17 protein-coding genes are annotated in these 19,143 nt (G+C 53.6%); 2 read left to right on the top strand and 15 right to left on the bottom strand.

The genetic code is table 11. The annotated features are described in order from the left end of the window. Window positions 1–33: 33 nt before the first annotated feature. Genes GCE01_RS11140 through petA form a run of 3 tightly spaced genes read right to left on the bottom strand, consistent with a single transcriptional unit; the run spans window position 34 to window position 2,578 of the window. Window positions 34–720, bottom strand: a complete 687-nt coding sequence (locus tag GCE01_RS11140; protein WP_099212916.1) for a cytochrome c1 — start codon at window positions 718–720, stop codon at window positions 34–36. Then, complete coding sequence (locus GCE01_RS11135; RefSeq protein ID WP_099212915.1) at window positions 717–1,913, bottom strand: cytochrome b; 1,197 nt, start codon at window positions 1,911–1,913, stop codon at window positions 717–719. Before GCE01_RS11135 ends, GCE01_RS11140 begins: the two co-directional genes overlap by 4 nt. A gap of 8 nt (window positions 1,914–1,921) precedes the next feature. Next, window positions 1,922–2,578, bottom strand: a complete 657-nt coding sequence (gene petA / locus GCE01_RS11130; protein ID WP_046901850.1) for a ubiquinol-cytochrome c reductase iron-sulfur subunit — start codon at window positions 2,576–2,578, stop codon at window positions 1,922–1,924. 243 nt (window positions 2,579–2,821) lie between these two features. Between petA and GCE01_RS11125 the strand changes: the two genes are divergently transcribed. Continuing rightward, window positions 2,822–4,900: a phosphocholine-specific phospholipase C gene (locus GCE01_RS11125; RefSeq protein WP_099212914.1), complete on the top strand. Its 2,079-nt coding sequence runs from the start codon at window positions 2,822–2,824 to the stop codon at window positions 4,898–4,900. A gap of 61 nt (window positions 4,901–4,961) precedes the next feature. On the opposite strand, the gene nadC is transcribed toward GCE01_RS11125, so the two are convergent. The 7 genes from nadC to GCE01_RS11090 form a co-directional block, all read right to left on the bottom strand. Beyond that, window positions 4,962–5,819 carry a carboxylating nicotinate-nucleotide diphosphorylase gene (nadC, locus tag GCE01_RS11120; RefSeq protein WP_099212913.1) on the bottom strand — a complete coding sequence of 286 codons (858 nt, stop codon included), beginning with the start codon at window positions 5,817–5,819 and terminating at the stop codon, window positions 4,962–4,964. Between the two features lie 11 nt (window positions 5,820–5,830). Beyond that, a complete protein-coding gene (locus GCE01_RS11115; protein WP_099212912.1) occupies window positions 5,831–7,300 on the bottom strand; it encodes an L-aspartate oxidase in 1,470 nt (489 codons plus the stop codon). Window positions 7,301–7,302: 2 nt separating this feature from the next. Continuing rightward, complete coding sequence (gene nadA / locus GCE01_RS11110; protein WP_099212911.1) at window positions 7,303–8,286, bottom strand: quinolinate synthase NadA; 984 nt, start codon at window positions 8,284–8,286, stop codon at window positions 7,303–7,305. A gap of 81 nt (window positions 8,287–8,367) precedes the next feature. Beyond that, entirely contained in the window at window positions 8,368–9,249 is an 882-nt protein-coding gene (locus GCE01_RS11105) for an NUDIX hydrolase (RefSeq protein WP_099212910.1), read from the bottom strand. A gap of 99 nt (window positions 9,250–9,348) precedes the next feature. Next, window positions 9,349–10,419 (bottom strand): NAD(P)-dependent alcohol dehydrogenase, encoded by a 1,071-nt coding sequence (locus GCE01_RS11100; protein WP_099212909.1) that lies wholly within the window; start codon window positions 10,417–10,419, stop codon window positions 9,349–9,351. 105 nt (window positions 10,420–10,524) lie between these two features. Continuing rightward, a complete protein-coding gene (locus GCE01_RS11095; RefSeq protein WP_099212908.1) occupies window positions 10,525–11,883 on the bottom strand; it encodes an amidohydrolase family protein in 1,359 nt (452 codons plus the stop codon). Beyond that, on the bottom strand, window positions 11,880–12,887 hold the full coding sequence (locus GCE01_RS11090) for an ABC transporter substrate-binding protein (protein ID WP_099212907.1): 1,008 nt from the start codon (window positions 12,885–12,887) through the stop codon (window positions 11,880–11,882). Before GCE01_RS11090 ends, GCE01_RS11095 begins: the two co-directional genes overlap by 4 nt. Before the next feature lie 312 nt (window positions 12,888–13,199). Here GCE01_RS11090 and GCE01_RS11085 point away from each other — a divergent pair, with 312 nt between their 5' ends. Next, window positions 13,200–14,222 carry an isopenicillin N synthase family dioxygenase gene (locus tag GCE01_RS11085; protein WP_174694834.1) on the top strand — a complete coding sequence of 341 codons (1,023 nt, stop codon included), beginning with the start codon at window positions 13,200–13,202 and terminating at the stop codon, window positions 14,220–14,222. 3 nt (window positions 14,223–14,225) lie between these two features. Here the strand turns inward: GCE01_RS11085 and GCE01_RS11080 are convergent, their stop codons facing one another. The 5 genes from GCE01_RS11080 to GCE01_RS11060 are packed head-to-tail and all read right to left on the bottom strand — an operon-like array spanning window position 14,226 to window position 19,096. After that, the gene (locus GCE01_RS11080; protein WP_099212905.1) at window positions 14,226–15,407 is read right to left on the bottom strand and encodes an MFS transporter; all 1,182 of its coding nucleotides are present in this window, start codon (window positions 15,405–15,407) and stop codon (window positions 14,226–14,228) included. Between the two features lie 57 nt (window positions 15,408–15,464). Then, window positions 15,465–16,769, bottom strand: coding sequence for a lipase family protein (locus tag GCE01_RS11075; RefSeq protein ID WP_099212904.1), 1,305 nt, complete (start codon window positions 16,767–16,769; stop codon window positions 15,465–15,467). After that, on the bottom strand, window positions 16,766–17,635 hold the full coding sequence (locus GCE01_RS17475; RefSeq protein ID WP_099212903.1) for a methylenetetrahydrofolate reductase: 870 nt from the start codon (window positions 17,633–17,635) through the stop codon (window positions 16,766–16,768). The genes GCE01_RS11075 and GCE01_RS17475 overlap by 4 nt, the downstream gene beginning before the upstream one ends. After that, window positions 17,632–18,486 (bottom strand): bifunctional 5,10-methylenetetrahydrofolate dehydrogenase/5,10-methenyltetrahydrofolate cyclohydrolase, encoded by an 855-nt coding sequence (locus GCE01_RS11065; protein WP_099212902.1) that lies wholly within the window; start codon window positions 18,484–18,486, stop codon window positions 17,632–17,634. Before GCE01_RS11065 ends, GCE01_RS17475 begins: the two co-directional genes overlap by 4 nt. Before the next feature lie 28 nt (window positions 18,487–18,514). Further along, the gene (locus GCE01_RS11060; protein ID WP_099212901.1) at window positions 18,515–19,096 is read right to left on the bottom strand and encodes an NAD(P)H-dependent oxidoreductase; all 582 of its coding nucleotides are present in this window, start codon (window positions 19,094–19,096) and stop codon (window positions 18,515–18,517) included. Window positions 19,097–19,143 lie beyond the last annotated feature (47 nt).

Below are 19,143 nucleotides of genomic sequence, written 5' to 3'. Positions count from 1 at the left end.
CTTCCCATTAAAGAAAATATGGGATGTCACAGGCTAATTCTTAACCTTTTTCCATATTCTCTTCTTGAGAAAAAAGACCAGAATACTCATCGCGATCAGGTACAGCAGAGTAAAAACGCCTACCTTACGTCTGGTGTGAAGATGTGGATGGGCCGCCCATTCCAGAAACGCACCTACATCCTGCGACATCTGGGGGATAGTTGATGACGTTCCGTCTGAGTATTGGACCTGACCATCATGTAGAGGCTGAGGCATCGCGATGTGGCGATGCTTCATCGCCAGATTGTAGTACGAGCCTTTAGGCAACACCGTCCCTTCCGGGGCGGATGCATAAGACTGCAGAATCTGAATAATGCGCGCCGTGCCTCCTTGTTGGGTCAGAGCAAGTCGTGAAAAATCTGGAGGAAGACCACCGTGGTTGGCTAGTCTGGCCAAGTTTTCACTTGGATAAGGCGATCCAATTCGATCTGACGGGTGGGCTGGCCGTGTTTTAGGATCGCCATCATCGTCAAGACCATCGGCAACCTGATGCTGTGAAGCGTAATCTTTAATGGCCACCACAGACAGACCGAGGTCCGAAAGATCTGAATAAGCAACATAGTTCAAGCTGTGGCAACTACTGCAAACCTGCCTGAATACCTGGAGCCCGCGCTGCTCAGGCGTAGATGCGCCTGCTTTGAAAGAAAAAATGGCAAGTAAAACTAAAAAAGGATATTTCATTCCCTGCCCTCTTTTGCGAAGCCCAAGGAAGATGCTGTTTCGCCACGCGATTGAAGTGGCAAAAGTATCAAAAAATATAAATACCAATAGAAAACAGCAACGCGGCTAAGCCAGAGCCACCCTCCTGCGGGTGGATGCATTCCAGCAAAACCCAAAGCCATAAACGAGAAGAAAAGCATTAAAAGCGCTGGTCGGAGGAGAGGCCGAGACTTTGCCGATCTGACAGGGGACTTATCCAGCCATGGTACCGCAAATAATACGCCTATACTTCCTGTCGCAAGGATGAGGCCTCCAAGTTTGGAAGGAACCGCCCTTAAAATCGCATAAAAAGGCGCAAAATACCATTCCGGCGTAATGTCCTGAGGCGTCACAAGTGGGTTGGCCTGTACGTAATTCTCTGCAAGAGTCAGAAAATCAGGAGCAAAAAAAACAATTACTGCATAGACGATAAGAAAAAAACAAAGCCCCAATCCATCCTTGGACGTATAATAGGGATGAAATGGGACTGTTTCATCAGAAGATTCAGGATCTATTCCTGTCGGGTTATTTGATCCCGCAACATGCAATGTTGCAATATGAAGCGCAACGACGCCTATAATAGAAAATGCTGTCAGGAAATGAAGAACGTAAATCCTGTGTAAAGCAGCATTACCAAGGCCCTCCCCTCCCATTAGCCAGGACGTCAGGGCTTTCCCGATCAATGGCACAGTATTGAACGCATTCACGACAACTGTAGCGCCCCAATAGGACATCTGCCCCCACGGGAGAATGTACCCCGCGAAAGCCGTTATCATGACCATTAAAAGCAGTCCCAGCCCAGTGAGCCAGATCAGTTCGCGAGGCGCTTTGTAGGATCCGTAATAGAGCCCTCTTGCGACATGGACGTAGAGAGCGGCAAACAGCATGGAAACGCCGCCCATATGAATGGATCGAACCAGCCAGCCCGATGCGACCTGCCGATCCATGGTCTCTATGCTGGAAAACGCATCTGACACTGTCGGACTGTAATTAAGAGCAAGAAAGATCCCGCTCAGCAAAAGCATCCCGAGCGAAATCGTGGCAAAGGCACCGAAATTCCATAGATAATTGAGGTTTTTCGGCATCGCAAAGTCAACATATTCACGCCGAAAAGAAGAAACAATCGGGAGACGTTTCTCTACCCACCTGGAGAGGTCTTGAGATTTATCGGTCATAAGGGCAATCAGATCTGCTGGATCGTCGCGATATCAAAATCTGGATCGCCTTTACTCTTCCCAATGAGCAGGTGCTGATCAGAAATTATCGTCACGGGCGGAACAGGAAGATTATAGGGCGCTGGCGCATCCTTATATGCCCGCCCTGCGATATCGAATTGTGACCCATGGCAGGGACAAGCATATTTCCCGGATCGATCGCCTGACGATGGCGCGTCAAAAGATGGCACACACCCCAGATGTGTGCAGATTCCGATCAGGACGCCAATTTCAGGCACAACAGAGCGATGCCAGTTGATCGCATCCTGAGGTTGCTGGTGCATTTTGGACTCTGGGTCACGCAGCCGATGCGCTAGTTCAGGAACACGGAGCGAAGCCAGCATTTCTGGTGTGCGCCGCTGAACGAACACCGGCCATCCACGCCACGTCACCACAAGCTGCTGCCCCGGCGACAGCTTCGAGCAATCAACCTCAACAGTGTCATCTTCGCCAATGCGACTGCTCTGCGTACCATTCAAACTGTTGAGAAACGGATATGCCAGCGCGCAGGCCCCTGCACAGCCCATCCCCAGCGTAACTGTCGCGAGCACATCGCGTCGCCGGGGGTGGTTTTCCTCTTCCAATCCCTGTTGGGACGAGGAAGGAGGTGCATCATCCTGTGTCATGGTGTCCTACTCAAATAACCAGCTCAAATCATTCAAGCCCATATGGGTGAAGTCAATCTTAAAGATAGGCTGCACGAAACGGAGCCTCTGTTTCTCATCATGCACCTCCAAGGGCCAACCCTCTCTTTTCGACACCATACCCAGTCATAAAAATGACATGAAACTCTTGAAATTCCTTGATGATTTCATCCGCCGGGGCTGATAAGCGTCTTATCACAATTGAGTGTATGGAAGAGATCAACGGTGGCAACAAAACTGAACCGTCGCGGCGTACTAGGTCTGGGAGCAGGTTTTTCCCTCAGTGCGCTTCTTTCATCCATTCAGCGTGCCCGTGCCATCCCTGCCCGTCGGGACACAGGAACGATCGAAGACGTCCAGCATATCGTTGTGCTGATGCAGGAAAACCGATCTTTCGATCACTATCTTGGTCATCTGTCAGGCGTTCGAGGGTATGGAGACCGGCATGTCGTGCGTGGTCCAAACCGCGAACCGATCTGGTGGCAGCAACGGCAGAAAGCCGAAAATGGCTGGATCACGCCGTTCCATCTCCCGACACAAACTACCAGTGCAGAATGCGTGATTGATCTGGACCACAGCTGGGCTCCTACGCACGCAGCGATCAACAAAGGCTGGAACAACCAATGGCCTCGTCACAAGAAAGATATGACGATGGGCTATTACACACGGGAAGATATTCCCTTCCATTACGCTCTGGCTGACGCGTTCACGGTCTGCGATCACTATTTCTGCTCCACGCCGACACAGACACACCCCAACCGTTTTTACCTCATGTCTGGCACCGTTGATCCCAATGCGACAGGCGGTGGCCCGATCCTCGATAATGTGGATTGGGTAGACAGAGATTTTTATCCCAAGGTGCCTGAACCTTTCACCTGGACGACCTACCCTGAGCGCCTTCAGGAGGCCGGTGTGTCATGGCAGGTTTACCAGCAGGGCCTGTCTGGCGCCGATGTTGAGAATGGTAATTTCGGCACAAACGTTCTGATGTGTTTCAAGAATTTCGCTGACGCCAAGCCGGGATCAGCCTTGCATGAGCGTGCCATGACTGCGCGAACACTTGATCACTTGAAACAGGATGTTCTGGCCGATCGGCTGCCACAGGTGTCATGGATCCTGCCTCCGGCGGCGTATTCTGAACACCCCCGGTGGACGCCCGGCTACGGTGCAACCTTTATTGCTCACGCGCTCGATGCCTTGACGGCTAATCCGGATGTCTGGGCCAAAACTGTTTTTCTCGTGATGTATGATGAGAACGACGGGTATTTTGACCATATGCCGCCCCCACAGCCTCCCACACCGGTTCTCCCCGGTCAGAGCACGGTGACGACAAGAGACGAAATTCACAATCACCTCCAAAGCTTCAGGCCAGATCGCTACAAGGCAGACGATCTTCCTTATGGCCTGGGGCCGCGTGTACCAGCTTTCGTTATCTCTCCCTGGAGCACCGGGGGTTTTGTCTGCTCCGAAGTGTTTGACCACACCTCTGTGCTACGCTTCATCGAAGCCCGTTTTGGCGTCAAAGAAACCAATATCACGCCATGGCGCCGTGCAGTCTGCGGCGATTTGACCAGTGCGTTCGATTTCTCGCGCAAAACTACGGTTAAGCCGCCGCTTCCGGACACGGCCGCCTATAGGAAAATTGCTGACGCGTCCTGTAAGCTTCCCTCGCCCGTTATTCCTCATCAGAGCACGCTCGAGGATATCGGCAACCAGGAACGAGGTGCACGCTTGGCAAGACCACTGCCATACAAACTCTCTGCAGACCTCCTGGAGACCAGTGCAGACAGCGTGACTTTCGAAATCCGCAATGACGGCACATCCGGGGCGTGTTTTTACGTTTATCGTGACGGAACCGAGGAAACCCCTCGCCGGCATACTCTGGAGCCGGGAAAAGCCATAACTGACATTTGGAAATTAAAGAGCGCCGGACAACACGACTTCACCATTCTCGGGCCAAATGGTTTTGCGCGTTACTTCCAGAACGCGCAACCTATGGATATCCAGATTCAAGCGCGGGAAGACGCTCGAACCGGCAATCTGGTTCTAAACCTCAAGAATACTGCATCTACAGAAAAGAAGGTCAGGATCCAGGATAACGCTTATGGTGCGGAAGGCCGTTTTCTTTCCCTTGAAGGAAATCATTCGGCATCCGTCTCTGTTGAGCTCGATGCCAGTCATCACTGGTATGATCTTGTTCTCTCCTGCCCCGATGAACCGGGCAATCAATCTCGATTTGCCGGGCATGTAGAAACCGGACAAACGAGCATCACCGACCCTGCCATGGGCAACGTCCTGGCCTGACGGACACAGTCATACTCTCGGCAAGAGCATACTCTGGAATGCTCTTGCCGGAAAAACCAGCTTAGCCGCTTATATCAAGGCCGATGTCCAGCGCTTTGACCGTATGTGTAAGCCAGCCCAAAGACAAAACGTCCACTCCGGTCTCTGCAATCGGGCGCGCCGTCTGCGGTGTAATTCCACCGGATGCCTCTGCAATAGAGCGGCCATCGATAAGTCTGACAGCTCTACGAAGCGTTTCCACACCCATATTATCGAGAAGATACGCATCTGCTCCGCCAGCCGCGAGCGCTTCCTCGAGCTGGTCCAGCGTATCGACCTCCAGTTCAATCTTCATCAGATGCCCTGCCCGCTGACGCGCCGCCTTCAAAGCTGCTGAGACACCCCCACATAAAGCCAGATGATTGTCCTTAATCAGGATGGCGTCATCAAGCCGATATCTATGACTGGCACCACCTCCTGCACGTACCGCATATTTCTGAACCGCTTTAAGGCCAGGAAGCGTTTTGCGCGTGCAACAGATCCGAGCCTTCGTGCCATGAACAGCATCCACGATCGCCCGCGTCGCTGTGGCGATGCCGCTCAGGTGCGAGAGGAGATTTAACGCTGTGCGTTCGCCTGCCAGAACCGTACTTGCAGACCCGTCAATGACGGCTAGGACATCCCCGGCCCCAATCCTGTCACCATCCTGCCGGTGAGAAATAAACTCAGCCTTGCGGTCCAGAAGACTGAATGCAAGCTGGGCTCCCTGTAACCCAGCCAGAACGCCATTTTGTCTTGCACGAAAAACTGCCTGAAGGGGCTGTTCAGGATCAAGAAGAGCCTGTGTCGTCACATCTCCGCCCGTTCCCAGGTCTTCAACAAGCGCGGCACGAACTACAGGTTCCCAGAGAAGATCAGGCAGAAAGGTCTGAAAGGTCATGCAATGTGTCCTTATGGCGAAGGAAGATCAGTTATGGTCAGCACAGTTCGGTTAGGCATCGTTTGATTTGGAAAGTCCGTGCGCCAGTGGCTTCCACGGCTCTCCCTACGTCTCAGGGCAGACGATGCAACGAAGGCGGCAATGAGCGCTTCATTACTAACGTGGATATCCGGAAGAATTGTTTCAAAAAGAGCCTGCAATCCACGCTCGTCCCTGAGCAGTCCGGCATACTGGCTCATGAGTGAGGCCAAATCATGCATAGCAGGAGCATTGCTGACTTCGCGCGGCACAATCGTCCCGAACGGCACCTTTGGAAGCATGCTGCTATCGACGCTTTCTGCGACCCATTTCCCGGTTACGAAGGCTTCGAGCAATGAATTACTCGCCAGGCGATTAGCGCCATGAAGGCCGGTACAGGCCGCTTCTCCGCAGGCCCACAGACCCGGCACAGAGGTACGCCCCTGTTCATCAACATCCAGACCACCCATGTGATAGTGCATTGCTGGACTGACCGGAATTAACTGTGCGTCCGGATCAATCCCCATGGCCATGCATGACGCTGTTATGGCCGGAAACCTCGCACTAAAGGGCGTTTTTCCTATTCCGCGCGCATCCAGAAAAACGTCGTGTCCGCTTTGAATATGAGCCGAAATCGCTCGCGCGACGATATCGCGTGGCTGGAGTTCTTCCGTAAATCTGTTTCCAGTTTCATCGACCAGAAGAGCACCCGCCCCGCGTACCGCCTCGCTCACCAGAGGTCTGCGGCCAGTCTGGCCAACGCCTTTGAGAGCTGTTGGATGGAACTGGGTGAATTCCATGTCGACCAATCTGGCACCAGCCCGTGCAGCATGAGCCAGACCGTTCCCGGTCAATGTTCCAGGACTGGTGGTACAATCATAAAGAGCGCCAATGCCTCCGGATGCGATGACGCAGCATGAGATGGGCAGAAAACCTTGTGAGGTCCTTACGCCGATAAGGCGTCCTTCTTCCGTAACCAAGCCCTCCAGTCGCGCTCCTTCCAGAACAGTGATGGTATCGCGACTTCGAACACGCTTTATCAACGTCTGCATGATCGCAGCACCGCTTCCATCTCCGCCGACATGGAGAATACGGTGTCTGGAATGCGCGGCCTCCAGATGCAGGTCCAGCGCTTCGCCCTTTTTTGTAAAAGGGACGCCCCACTCGAGCAAAGTCCTGATGGCGTCAGGTGCCGAGTTCGTAATCAGTTTCACTATGTGGGGAACACTGAGGCCGGCACCTGCGGCTAACGTGTCCTGAGTGTGCAGATCCGGTGAATCTTCTGCTCCAACTGCGGCTGCAATTCCCCCCTGAGCCAAAGAACTCGCCGCCTCGTGCCCTAACGGAGCCGGGCTGAGAACAACACAGGGCTGGCGAAGGTGCAGGGCAGCGGAAAGACCTGCCAGTCCTGCCCCTACGATAACGGGTTGCCCAACGAGATGACTTAAAAGAATGTCCGTCACAATTAGATTGCCAGCATTCTCTCGACCGCCATGCGGGCTCGCCCTTCAAGCTCGGACGGAATGGTTACCGGAGTTTCGAGGTTTTCGAGCGCTCTGCGGATTCCTGCCAACGTAATGCGCTTCATGTGTGGGCAAAGATTACACGGGCGAACAAACTCGGTTTCCGGATTCAGCGCGGCCAGATTGTCGCTCATCGAGCATTCTGTCACCAGCAACACTTTTTCCGGGCGGTGGGTCGCGACGTAGTCAATCATATTGGCGGTAGAGCCGGAATAGTCCGCCTCGGCAACCACCTCCGGCGGGCATTCAGGATGCGCTATGACTGTCACACCTGGATGAATGCGCCGATACTGCCGAATTTCCTGCGGTGTAAAGCGTTCATGCACTTCACAATGACCCGCCCAGGTCAGCATTTCGATGCCTGTTTCGTTCTCGATGTTTTGAGCCAGAAACTCGTCTGGAATCATAATAACACGAGGAACACCCAGGCTTTCCACGACGCGTTTAGCATTGCCGGATGTGCAGCAGACGTCTGTTTCCGCTTTCACTTGCGCTGTACTGTTCACGTAAGTGACAACCGGAACTCCTGGATAGCGCCGCTTCATCTCTCGGACGTTTTCCGCCGTTATGCTCTCTGCCAAAGAACAGCCAGCCCGATCGTCCGGAATTAGAACCGTCTTGTCGGGATTCATCAGCTTGGCGGTTTCCGCCATGAAATGAACGCCCGCCATGACAATGATGTCTGCATCGAGGTTCTGGGCCTCACGAGCCAGAGCCAGACTGTCTCCGCGGATGTCCGCGACACAGTGAAAAATTTCTGGCGTTTGATAGTTATGAGCCAGAATAACGGCATTTCGTTCGCGTTTCAGGCGAAGAATAGCCTCGATGTCATCCGCGTATAAACGTTCCCAATCCTCCCGCGCCATCAGGCGGGAGACAGGTTCGTAAAGCCTGTCACGGCTTTCCAGGACATGCTGACGGCCCATGACGGACTCCATAATAACATTATGCTCCTATTGAGCATAATGTATCTTACCGTATTCACAAGCCTGTCGGTCAACACGTTTTCAGGAGAACGTTCCCAGTGGAAGCTTAGCCCCTGTCAGATAGCAATTTTCAGAATTGTCAGTCCGGAACCTGTAAAGCCGCGCAGGCCTCCCCTGAACCCCGCTCTCGTAGCGATCGGTTTCACTGACCAGATCCTGATTTTGTACCAAACGACGAAAATTCTGCTTGTGCATCAAACGCCCGGAAAGAGCTTCCATCGCTTGCTGGAGTTGAAGAAGCGTAAATTCTTCGGGCACGAGCTCGAACACGACAGGCGTGTAACGGATTTTCGCTCTTAAACGGGACATCGCCGTTGCGAGAATACGCCGATGATCCCAGAGCATGGGGCGCTCTCCCAGCCCGGCACTGCAATAAGGTGACTCCTGGACCAGCCCTGCCTCCCACAGCAGTTCATAACGCTCAAGCACGGCTTCGTCGTTCCAGCTTTCTCCATTTAGGCCAAACGTGACCCTACAGCGGTCGAGCTTTTCCTCCTCATGGGCCGCCCACTCAAGAAGGGCTCGCTCAATGGTCTTGAGGAGGGCAACGCTTCCTTCAGTTCGGCGATCTTCCCAAGGAAAGTACTGATACCATCCCCTCCATCCTGCCTGATCGCCACTGTCGCGCGTCAGAGCCATATAGGAAATACGCACGAGCCGTTCAGTTTCAGCAGGAACAGAGTCCCCGAACGTATAGAGTTGCTCAACATGGCCCAGGCGGAACCCCGTGAGTTCCTCTACCCAATGGCGCACACCACGCTGCAATGACGAGTGTTCCGTTTCCAGGGCGCCTGCAGGTAAGCACGCCCCGTTCTGAACGGTCAGAATTTCTGGTGTTCCGCTCTGGAGTGTGGTCAGGACAGCAACCAGTTCCGCCCGACACGTCGCAACGTGATGATTCATTCTAAAATCATGTCTTCCCGTTGGGTAGAAACTCCAGAAGTAAAACTCTTCTCAGGAAGGAGGCGGGGAGTTTCTTGCTACCGCCTCCCCTCCAAGGATTCAGCCTGCGATGCTGTCTGGCATGGACGCCATATCGATCACGAAGCGGTATTTGACGTCTGAACGCAGGACGCGCTCATACGCCTGATTGATCTCATCCATCCGAATGATTTCCACGTCACTGACGATGTTATGCTGACCGCAGAAATCAAGCATTTCCTGCGTTTCCTGAATACCACCGATAGCGGAGCCAGCCAGACTACGGCGCTTGGCAACAAGGCTGAAGGCCCCAACGGACATCGGCTTTTCCGGCAGTCCTACAAGCACCATATGCCCGTCCTGCTTCAGCAGGGACAGGTAGGCATTGATGTCATGATCTGCCGACACAGCATCAAGAATGAAATCAAAGCGGTTCGCCTCGGCAGCCATCGCTTGTTCATCGCGGGAAATGACAACCCGGTGTGCACCAAGTCGCTTCCCATCTTCGACCTTGCTCGGAGACGTTGTGAACAGCGTCACTTCGGCACCAAGCGCAACGGCAAATTTGACCCCCATATGGCCAAGTCCACCGAGCCCTACAACACCAACGCGATGCCCTGTTCCGATTTTCCAGTGAGACAACGGAGACCATGTCGTGATCCCGGCGCAAAGCAATGGTGCCGCTGCGGCAGGATCGAGATTTTCGGGAATACGCAGGACGAAACCTTCATCGACAACGATAGCGCGCGAATATCCGCCGAACGTGTAGGCGCCTTCTGTCGGAAATGCCGGATCGGGGCTGTTGTATGTCCATGTTGGGCTGGCATCACAATACTGCTCCAGACCAGCCTCGCAGGACGCGCAGGTTCGGCATGAATTCACCATACAGCCCACGCCCACACGGTCACCGACTTTAAAGCGTGTTACGTCAGGCCCAACCGCTTTGACATGCCCGATAATCTCATGTCCCGGCACGCATGGATAAGAAGCAGGTCCCCATTCGCTCCGTGCGGTATGAATGTCAGAGTGACAGACACCGCAGTGGGTAATGTCAATCTGAACGTCCAAAGGACCGCAGTCACGGCGCTCAAAAGCGAAGGGAGCCAAGGGAGACGTCGGGCTGGAGGCCGCGTAACCAACACAGGTAAGCATTGCAGGTCCTTGTCGAGACAGAAGAATCAAAGCGTCAAAACGATTGGCCTACCCTAACAGGAAGTCCCACTGAACTGTACCCATGCTGAGTTGGCACAGGTTTCTTCAGGCACGCGTAAGACAACCCACAACGTCACGAGCCTCTACCAGTAAAGCCTCAAGATCCAGTCCGGGAATAGCGCCATCCACTACCACAGGCACACCATCCATAAGGACATGACGTACAGTTGTGGCGCCTGACACGACCGGAGCGATCAGTGGATCATGCAATCCAGCACATCTGGGTGCATCCAGACCATGGATAACCAGATCCGCCGCTCCGCCGACCTCAACCCGGCCAACATCAGGAAGCCCTAGGATTTGCGCTCCTGCGGAAGTTGACCAGCGCATGACGTCCTCAGCCATGACAGCGTCAGCACCGTGAACAGCACGATGGATCATCCACGCGCAATGCATCTCTGCCCCCATGTCACACGCTTCATTGGATGCAGCTCCATCAACTGCCAGCGATACGCGTCCGCCCAGAGCGTCCAAGGCCGGTGCAGGCGCAATACCTGACCCAAGGCGGCAGTTACTCTGAGGACAATGCGCCATACCTGTCCCGGTTTGGGCCATAAGCGCCAGTTCGCTCTCATCAAGATGAACCAGATGCGCAAACCAGACGTCTTCTCCAACCCAGCCATGCTCGGCAACAAACTGAAGGGGCCGCATTCCGTAAGTTTCCAGACAGAACCGAACATAGTTCTCTGTTTCAGACAGATGCGAGTGGAGCGAAATACCCATGCTTCGGGCGGCAATAGCCATTTCCCGAAGCTCATCCGGCGTGACGCCCCAGGTTGGCGTATTAGGGGCCAGAGCAATTCGGCGTTTCGCATTCGGGCCAGATTGATGATACCGGCCGACAAGCCCTTCGACACGTTTCATCATCACATCCAGCGTCTCCGTCGGGGCTGGAATAATGTCGTCCGTATCGAATTTTCTGGCGCGCGTGGTGCCTCCACGCGCGAGAACATAGCGCAGACCAAGATCTTCAGCAGCTTCAAACAGTACGGCAGCCGGATCGTATGCATACATATCTGCAAACAGGTAATGATGATCAGCGACCGTCGTGCAGCCCGACAAGAGCAGTTCCACCATTCCAATTCGGGCCGCCACATTCAGCGCCCGCTCATCTATGCGGTTCCAGTAGGTGTTGGGCACAAGGCGAAGCCATGGTTCCAATGGCTTATTGATGGCCGTGGGAACTGCTTTGAGCACACTCTGAAAAAGGTGATGATGCGTGCTGATAAGTCCGGGAGTTGCAATTCCTCCCTTGGCATTCAGAACCTTCTCCCCAGAGTCAGGTGCCAAATGACCGATTTCCGTGATCCTGCCGTCGCGAATGCGAATGTCACCGGCACTTCTGGCAGACTCGCCGCGTAGTCCAGTCAGAATTCCACCGATATTCTGTATCAGTAAGCTCATGCTGGCATCACCCGGAGAGTATCCACAAACTCTGTGGTAAAGGCACTTTTCCAGTCAGCATCGGCTGGCAAAAGGTTTTGGCTGACCATAAAGTCCCGTGTGGCCTGCCACCGGGCAAGCGTCATCGCGCCAAGACCTCGCTCTTTGACATCTGGGGATGACAGAGCATCTGCTTTTTTCAGTCCGGCGTAGCCGAAAGCCAGATGCTCCAGCGTCATATTAGGGTTAGCTTTGAGGATCAGAGCATTCCCCGGATCGGGGTTTTGAAAATAATCACGCCATCCCATCAAAGACGCTTTCACAAAGCTGCTTACCTTTTTCTTATCGGTCGCAACCATCTGCTGAGTCGTGACCATAGGGGCGCCATAGGGCGGATAACCCAGATCCTTGAATAGGAAAAACTCGACCGGCATTCCTTTCTGCCGGGCATCCCACAGTTCGGAGGATGCATAAGCCTGAACGGCCATTTCCGGATCCAGAAAAAATGGCTGGAGATTGAAAGAATAAGGCCTCGCCTGCTCTTCCCTGTAACCAAAGCGATTTTTGAGCCATGGCCAGAACGTCGCATGGGAAGACGCTGCTATCAGAATTGGATGGTCACGGAGTTGGGCGAGATCCTTGACGCCAGCATGCGTCATCAGGCCCTGCTGATCGTGCTGGAAAGTACTGGCTACGGCAACAAGAGGAATACCAGAGGCAACGGCGGAAAGAAGCTGGAAGTCGTAGCCAGTAATGAAATCTGCACGGCCGGCAGCCAGAAGCTGAGGAACATTCATTTGCGGGCTGGCAGCCTCTATCGTGACGTCCAGTCCTTCCTGTGCGTAATACCCCTTGGCCAGAGCTTGATAAAACCCACCAAACTCAGCTTGTGCATACCAGGATGTTATAAGCTTGACGGGCGTCCCCGCATTTTGCGCCCTACTGATGAGCGGCATGGATAATCCGCCGAGACTTCCAGCCAACCCCAAAAGGGTTTGCCTGCGACCGAGAGACATCCTGGACATACGGACCGTTCTCCATTCTTTATTCAGTCACAGTTTATGAATCGAAACGGTTTTCATGAAAGTGCCTATTTGAGAATATCGGAATGCTTTTATGAGAACGGCTTTTGTAATTGACAGGCAAATGCCCACCATGTTTTGTGTTGGAAACGAGTAGAAGCGGTCGAAGTCTTGTTACAGGCTTTGGGCATTGCTCCAACAGATCCGGATCAAGGCTCTGGTTGGGGGCATATGCCATATTTGATCGCCACAGCCCCTTACCCATGCCGTAGTTCCGTCTCTGTTGTCTTCAATACGTTTATGGAGAAAACGAGTATGGTCCCGACAGGTCTGAGCGAACTTGAAACCGAACGCCATATTGGCGGAATGGGGACGAATATCGCCCGTCAAATTCCCAGGATCGATCTCTCCTCTTTTGAAGAGCGGAAATACCAGATTGCCGACGAACTTTGGTCTGCGGCTACGGAAATCGGTTTTTTTCAGGTTTATAATCACGGCATTCCGCAGAACGACATAGATCGAGCGTTTTCACTGGCAACAGCCTTCTTTGCCCTCCCTAAAGATGCAAAGGCCCGCCTTCCCCTCAAACCTGGTACGAACGCCGGATGGGAATTTCAGGAACAGGTGCGGCCCTCAACAGGTACACCTGACCATAAAGAATCATTTCAGATCACTCTTCCCAGAATGACGGCTCTGTGGCCAACACAGCAAGACGCGCCGGACTTCAGGGAATTTCTATCTCACTTCGAGCACCAGAACTGGCTTCTGGGTATGAAGATCCTGTCCTGCTTTGCCATCAAACTCGGATTTGACGAAAAGTTCTTCACCGAACTGCACGACCCGTCCTCCCCTGACTACCAGTGCACTCTTCGTCTCATTCACTATATGAGCATGGAGAATGCTCTGCCGGAGGACTTCAAACGCTGGCGTGCAGGCGCCCATTCGGATTTTGATTGCCTGACACTTCTTCATCAGCGAACAGGCGAAGGCGGTCTTCAGGTTTGCCCTGGGAAGGATGCAAAGAGCGGGGCATGGACCGACGTTGAACCCGTCTCAGGATATGTGACCTGCAATATTGGCGACATGCTGATGCGGTGGAGCGACGACAAGCTGCTGTCCACGCTTCATCGTGTTCGCATGCCACAACCGGACGAATATCTTGGTGAGCGCCTCTCCATTCCCTTTTTCTGCCAAGCCAATCGGGATGCAATCATTCAGGGGCCAGAGAAGAAATATGCTCCGATCTCTGCTCAGAATTATCTTTTAGAGCGCCTGAAGGCTAATTTTGCGGCGACTGAAGCGAAAGGCAGCCCCCCAGAAACTGGTGCTGCCCTTTAAAGATCAAGCCAGCGCCTTACGTTGCCTGACTTGGAAAATTGTCAGGCAACCCATTCCCAGGGCGCAGAACGCAAACAGGGCATAACTGGTCCAGAGCGTTGTCGAAAAGTACAGGTAAGGCATCAGAACTGCCGAGACCGAAATAAACTGGCCGACCGTGCCTGCGACAACGCCACGGGTCTTCCTGTCTGTCGCAACCACCGGCAGCAAAGACATCCCTGCACCACTCAGGCCGCTATAGGCGAATGTCCAAAGAAATAGCCCCGCAGACGCGACCAGCATCGTGCTTCCCGGGAAAAGCAGCAGCCATTGAGCCAGCATGCCAATAGCCGCCATGATGCAGAACATCAGCCGGGAACGACGCTCCGTTCCGACACACAGACTGACAATCAGCCCCCCAGCCAGCATGACGACAATCTTGATGATCGCGACTTCTGCGGCAGACGCAGCCAAACTCACATGGTGAACGCGCGCAAGGTAAGACGGCGCGATCAAACTGGTTCCATAAGCAATCCCATTCGGGAGCGTTACTGACAGCCCGAGAGCCGTGACCAGCCAAGGTGACAGTCGCTTGGCGGGACCGCTTTCAGTCAAGACAGCAGGCGGCTCTTTCAAGCCAGCGAGTGTCAGAACGCCAACAGCAAGAATAACGACCATCAGGGCCATATGGGCCGTGCAGGCTGCCTGCCAGCGTCCCCCATTCAAAAAAGGAATGGCGAGAAGAAGACCGGCTGAATAACCGGCCGGAGCAAAAGTGGACCAGAATGCCAAAGCTTTGGAGCGACTTTTTTCCGGCAGATAGCGCATAAACAACACCGGCGAACCTGCTGTTGCGAACGCAAACCCGCACCCACACAGCATAAGCCCGATCCGCAGGCTCCATAACGTGGATGTTGACAGGAGGAGACTGTCACCAATCAACGTAAGAACAATGGAAATTGGAAAGGCGCGCTTTACGCCAATACGGTCAACCACCATGCCGAACAGGAAGGATGTGAAGGCTGCGGGCACCGAAAAGAAGGACAAACTGGTGCCCACAGGGCCCGGAGAAACATGTCGGGCTTCCGCGATCGCACTGATAAACGGAACAACCAGTCCGACAACGGCCATGGATACTGCCGAATAAACGTAAATCACCAGAACAAGAAAGAGATGATAGCCTGATCTGTCGCTCGTGGTTTGCATGGTCTTGTATCCTTGAAAAGGCCGGCCACGGGTCCGGCTAAGGGCTATTCAGTCGGCTTAGTTATTCCATGGAACATTCGGCAAAGCTGGCTCTACCGGGCCTGGCGGCTTGATCGAAGCGCAGCTTTGCGGAGGCATATGACCAGCCAGAAGCGTTTTCACGAAAGGAATGGAATCCTTCAAAGACACGTTGACTGCGCCATTATGGGTCATACCCGGATAGCGTTTCCACAGAACGTGAGTCCCCGCATCACACATGGCTGCAACGGCATTATACTGCCCATTCACTCCGGCCTCACCATCCGCCAGACCTGTCCCGGCAAACACAGGAAAGCTGATTTTGGCATTGGGGATCGTGAAGGCTGCGTCGTGTCCAGCTTCGAAAGCAGGAAGCTTCTCGTTGAAAAGTGCGTTACTTTGCACTTTGAGTTGGTCCGCTTTGTCAAAAAGATTGTGCAGGCAGGCGTGGCGAGCGATCTGGGACATCTGGCGCCCCGCACTCGTCAGAACTGTCCGGCTGTCTGTCTCAGGCTGCAGAGACTGGTCAGATCCTTCAACCCGCAACATGGCAAAGGCGGAATCCATTTTGCTGGCGTCCGTATAAACTTCAGGAATAGGCACATGTCTCGCGCCTGGTGAGACTGCAAAACCTGTTACAAGGCCTGTGGTAACGACTCCCCGAATGTTTAACTCGGCAGCGTATGATGGTGCTAACCATGCGGCTCCAAGCGCTGCCCCGGATCCCTGCGATTGCCCGACCAGAACGATCCAGTTTTTGATCTCTTTTGGGAAACCGCGCAAAGCCGCTCTCAATCCGTCCAGAACGCTATAACCCTCCGGTCGATAAAACAGGTACGGGTGCGGTCCTGGCGTCCCCAGACCCTGATAATCCGTCGCGACAACGACAAACCCTTCAGACAACCACCGCGACAGATAGGCTTTATCCCGACTGGAATACCCGCGCCAGGATGGAGCACAGACATCCGCAACGCCTGTCGTTCCGTGCTCCCAGGCTACAACAGGCCATCCACCAACAGGAGGCTTCCCCTTCGGAAAAAGAATCTGCCCTGAAACTGCAATCGGACCGCTTTTGTTCACGCCGTTCTGGGAAGAATACAGGACCCTGACGCCGCGACTGGCGCCTTGGGGAAGTTTGGTCAGATCCATGTCTTCATGCTGGATCGCCGTTCCGGGTATTGAGGGTATAGCCGTATTGGCCGTGTAAAAAGCACTTACGCCACCGTCGCCATACCGGTCGTCAACACTCGCGGTGGTTGATGATTCAGGTGCGACTGTGCATCCCCCCAGTGCCAGCAGAAAAGCTCCTGTAGCGCATGTCAGGCCAGATAGTCTTGGCTTCATGAGTGGTCTCCGGTGCTGAGGGAGAGTGCACGGCGCCATTCCAGCGTACGTGCAATTGCTCCAAACGGATAAAAATGTAGCCCACGAAAATTCGTGTTGGGTGTTTGAGTAATTTCTTGGGCTACAGCATCAACAAGATGTTGCGGATTGCAGGGCACAAACCAGCGATGAAGTTTCCAGCGTTGACGCTGCATGAAACGTAAAGACTGCCCAACACCACAGGCCAGGCCATACCGCACCAACGTTTTTGGCGTCGTTAGCCCGTAAATTCCCAGGTTGATTGGCAGTGTAATCCCACCATCCCTCAGCCGTTTCTCCCAGGCAAGAACTGGAGCCGCATCAAAGCAGAACTGCGTTACGATCTGCATATTCAAACCCTGCGTCCGTGCAAGCGCCTGTTTTCGGCGCATATATTCCAATAATGTAACCTCGGAGGCCTGTGGGTGCCCTTCAGGATGCCCAGCAACGTAGACAGTGCGAATGCCGGTGCGAACCGGGATCTCTGTTTCCAAAATTTGCACCGTATCGGCAAAGATACCAGCAGGCTTATCCGCTCCACCCGCGATCAGGAGCATTCGCGGAATATCCCGCTCGGTCAATGCAGAGCAGATTTCCTGCAGATGGCCTTCATCACGGATAGATCGGGCTGCAACGTGAGGAACTGGTAGGTAACCGCACAACTTCAGCAGGTCACAGGCCGCTAGAACGTCTGCAAATGGAACACCTGGAAGCCAGGTGACGAAGACCCTTGATCCGCAGGCAAGATCAGGCAGAACACCCGAGAGCTCCAGAATACGGGATGGCAAAAGCTCGATAGAGCTTTCCGTCATCAGATCTGCACGCACCTGGCCAACCGATATAGTCATGCAGCAATCCTTTTTTCCGCGAGATCCAAAACGGTTTTGAGAAGCATCATGCGTGTCATCACGCCAAAACTTCGATCAGGTGGCGTCATCCAGCTCGCGACATCAGCAACTGCAGGATGGACATCACCTTGCAAAGAGCCCTCGGGCCAGCTCATGCCAACATCAATGACGACAGCTCCTGATCGCACCATATCCGATGTTATCAGATGCGCTGAACCGGCGGCGGCTATAATGACGTCGGAGTTCTTCAGAACATTCTTAAGGTTCCGGCTTTTACGATGCAATATCGTAACGGTCGCGTTTCTGCTTTTTCCAGACAGCAAGAGCGCCGCCGGGCCGCCGACGAGACGTCCCCGCCCCAGAACAGCAACATTGGCCCCTTCCAGAACAAGGCCTGCCTGCTGCAAGACTGCATCAATGCCCCTCACAGTGCAGGGAATAACTGACGGATCTGATGTCGTCAGAGACAACAGGTTAACCGGATGAAGACCATCGACATCCTTTTCAGCGCTGATCGCCTGAAGAACCTGCCCTTCTTCTAAGTGCGTCGGCAAAGGAAGTTGAACCAGAATTCCAGTGATGGCTGAATCTTCATCAAGCCTTAGGATTTGCTCTAAAAGATCTGCCTGCGTGATAGATTCAGACAGAACAATCTTCCGAACTGCTATTCCAACCTTTTCGCAGTCCTCGATTTTACGACTGACGTATGTAGCGCTTTGTGGATCATCGCCTACCTCCACTAGCGCCAGGCAGGGAATGGTGCCCTGTTGCCTCAGCGTTGCGGCCCTGCTCTTGCTCTCCTCCAGAAGTGCGAGACCCAGTGCATCCAGATCAAAGAAACGAGCAGCCACCGCAATTACTCCCCTGCCAGAAACGGTCTCAGATAGCTTTGAGACGACGAATGATTTTTTTCATAAACGTCCGACGGGCGTTCAACGTGGTGTTATTCATATTGTAAAGCCCCAGGTAGTCGACGCTGACACGACGGTTCATGACGGCACGCAGAAAACGGGTCCCATTCTTCCGAGGCGGATCACCAAGAACAAACGCACGGTGCCGCGGGCAACCGTAAGTCGTGACGGTCATGACCTTCTTGATATTTGTAAAGCCAGGAGAAAGCTTTCCATCTATCAACTTAAAGGAGACGTCCGGAAGAAAAACGCGATCAAAATAGCCTTTAAGAATTGCGGGCCAACCAAAATTCCAAACAGGATGACACAAAATTAGTATATCCGTACTTTGAAGACGCTTCACATAATCCGCTACGCGATGCTGATTAATGCTGACATCATGATACTCGATACGATCCTGCGGACTTAGAACAGGATCGAAATTGTCCCGATACAGGTCCAGAGCATCGACTTCGTGCCCTTCAGCTTCCAGTGTCTGCGTTACCAGCCTGAACAGTGCCGCGTTGAAGCTATCTTCAAGCGGGTGGGCGAAAATGACGTGGACTTTCACGCGGGGTTCCCTGTTTTTCTGGCTCTATCAGAAGAGTTATGTTCGTT

The sequence above is a fragment of the Gluconobacter cerinus genome, from assembly GCF_002723935.1.
Taxonomy (GTDB): Bacteria; Pseudomonadota; Alphaproteobacteria; order Acetobacterales; family Acetobacteraceae; genus Gluconobacter; species Gluconobacter cerinus.
This window is presented reverse-complemented; position numbering and strand designations above follow the sequence as displayed.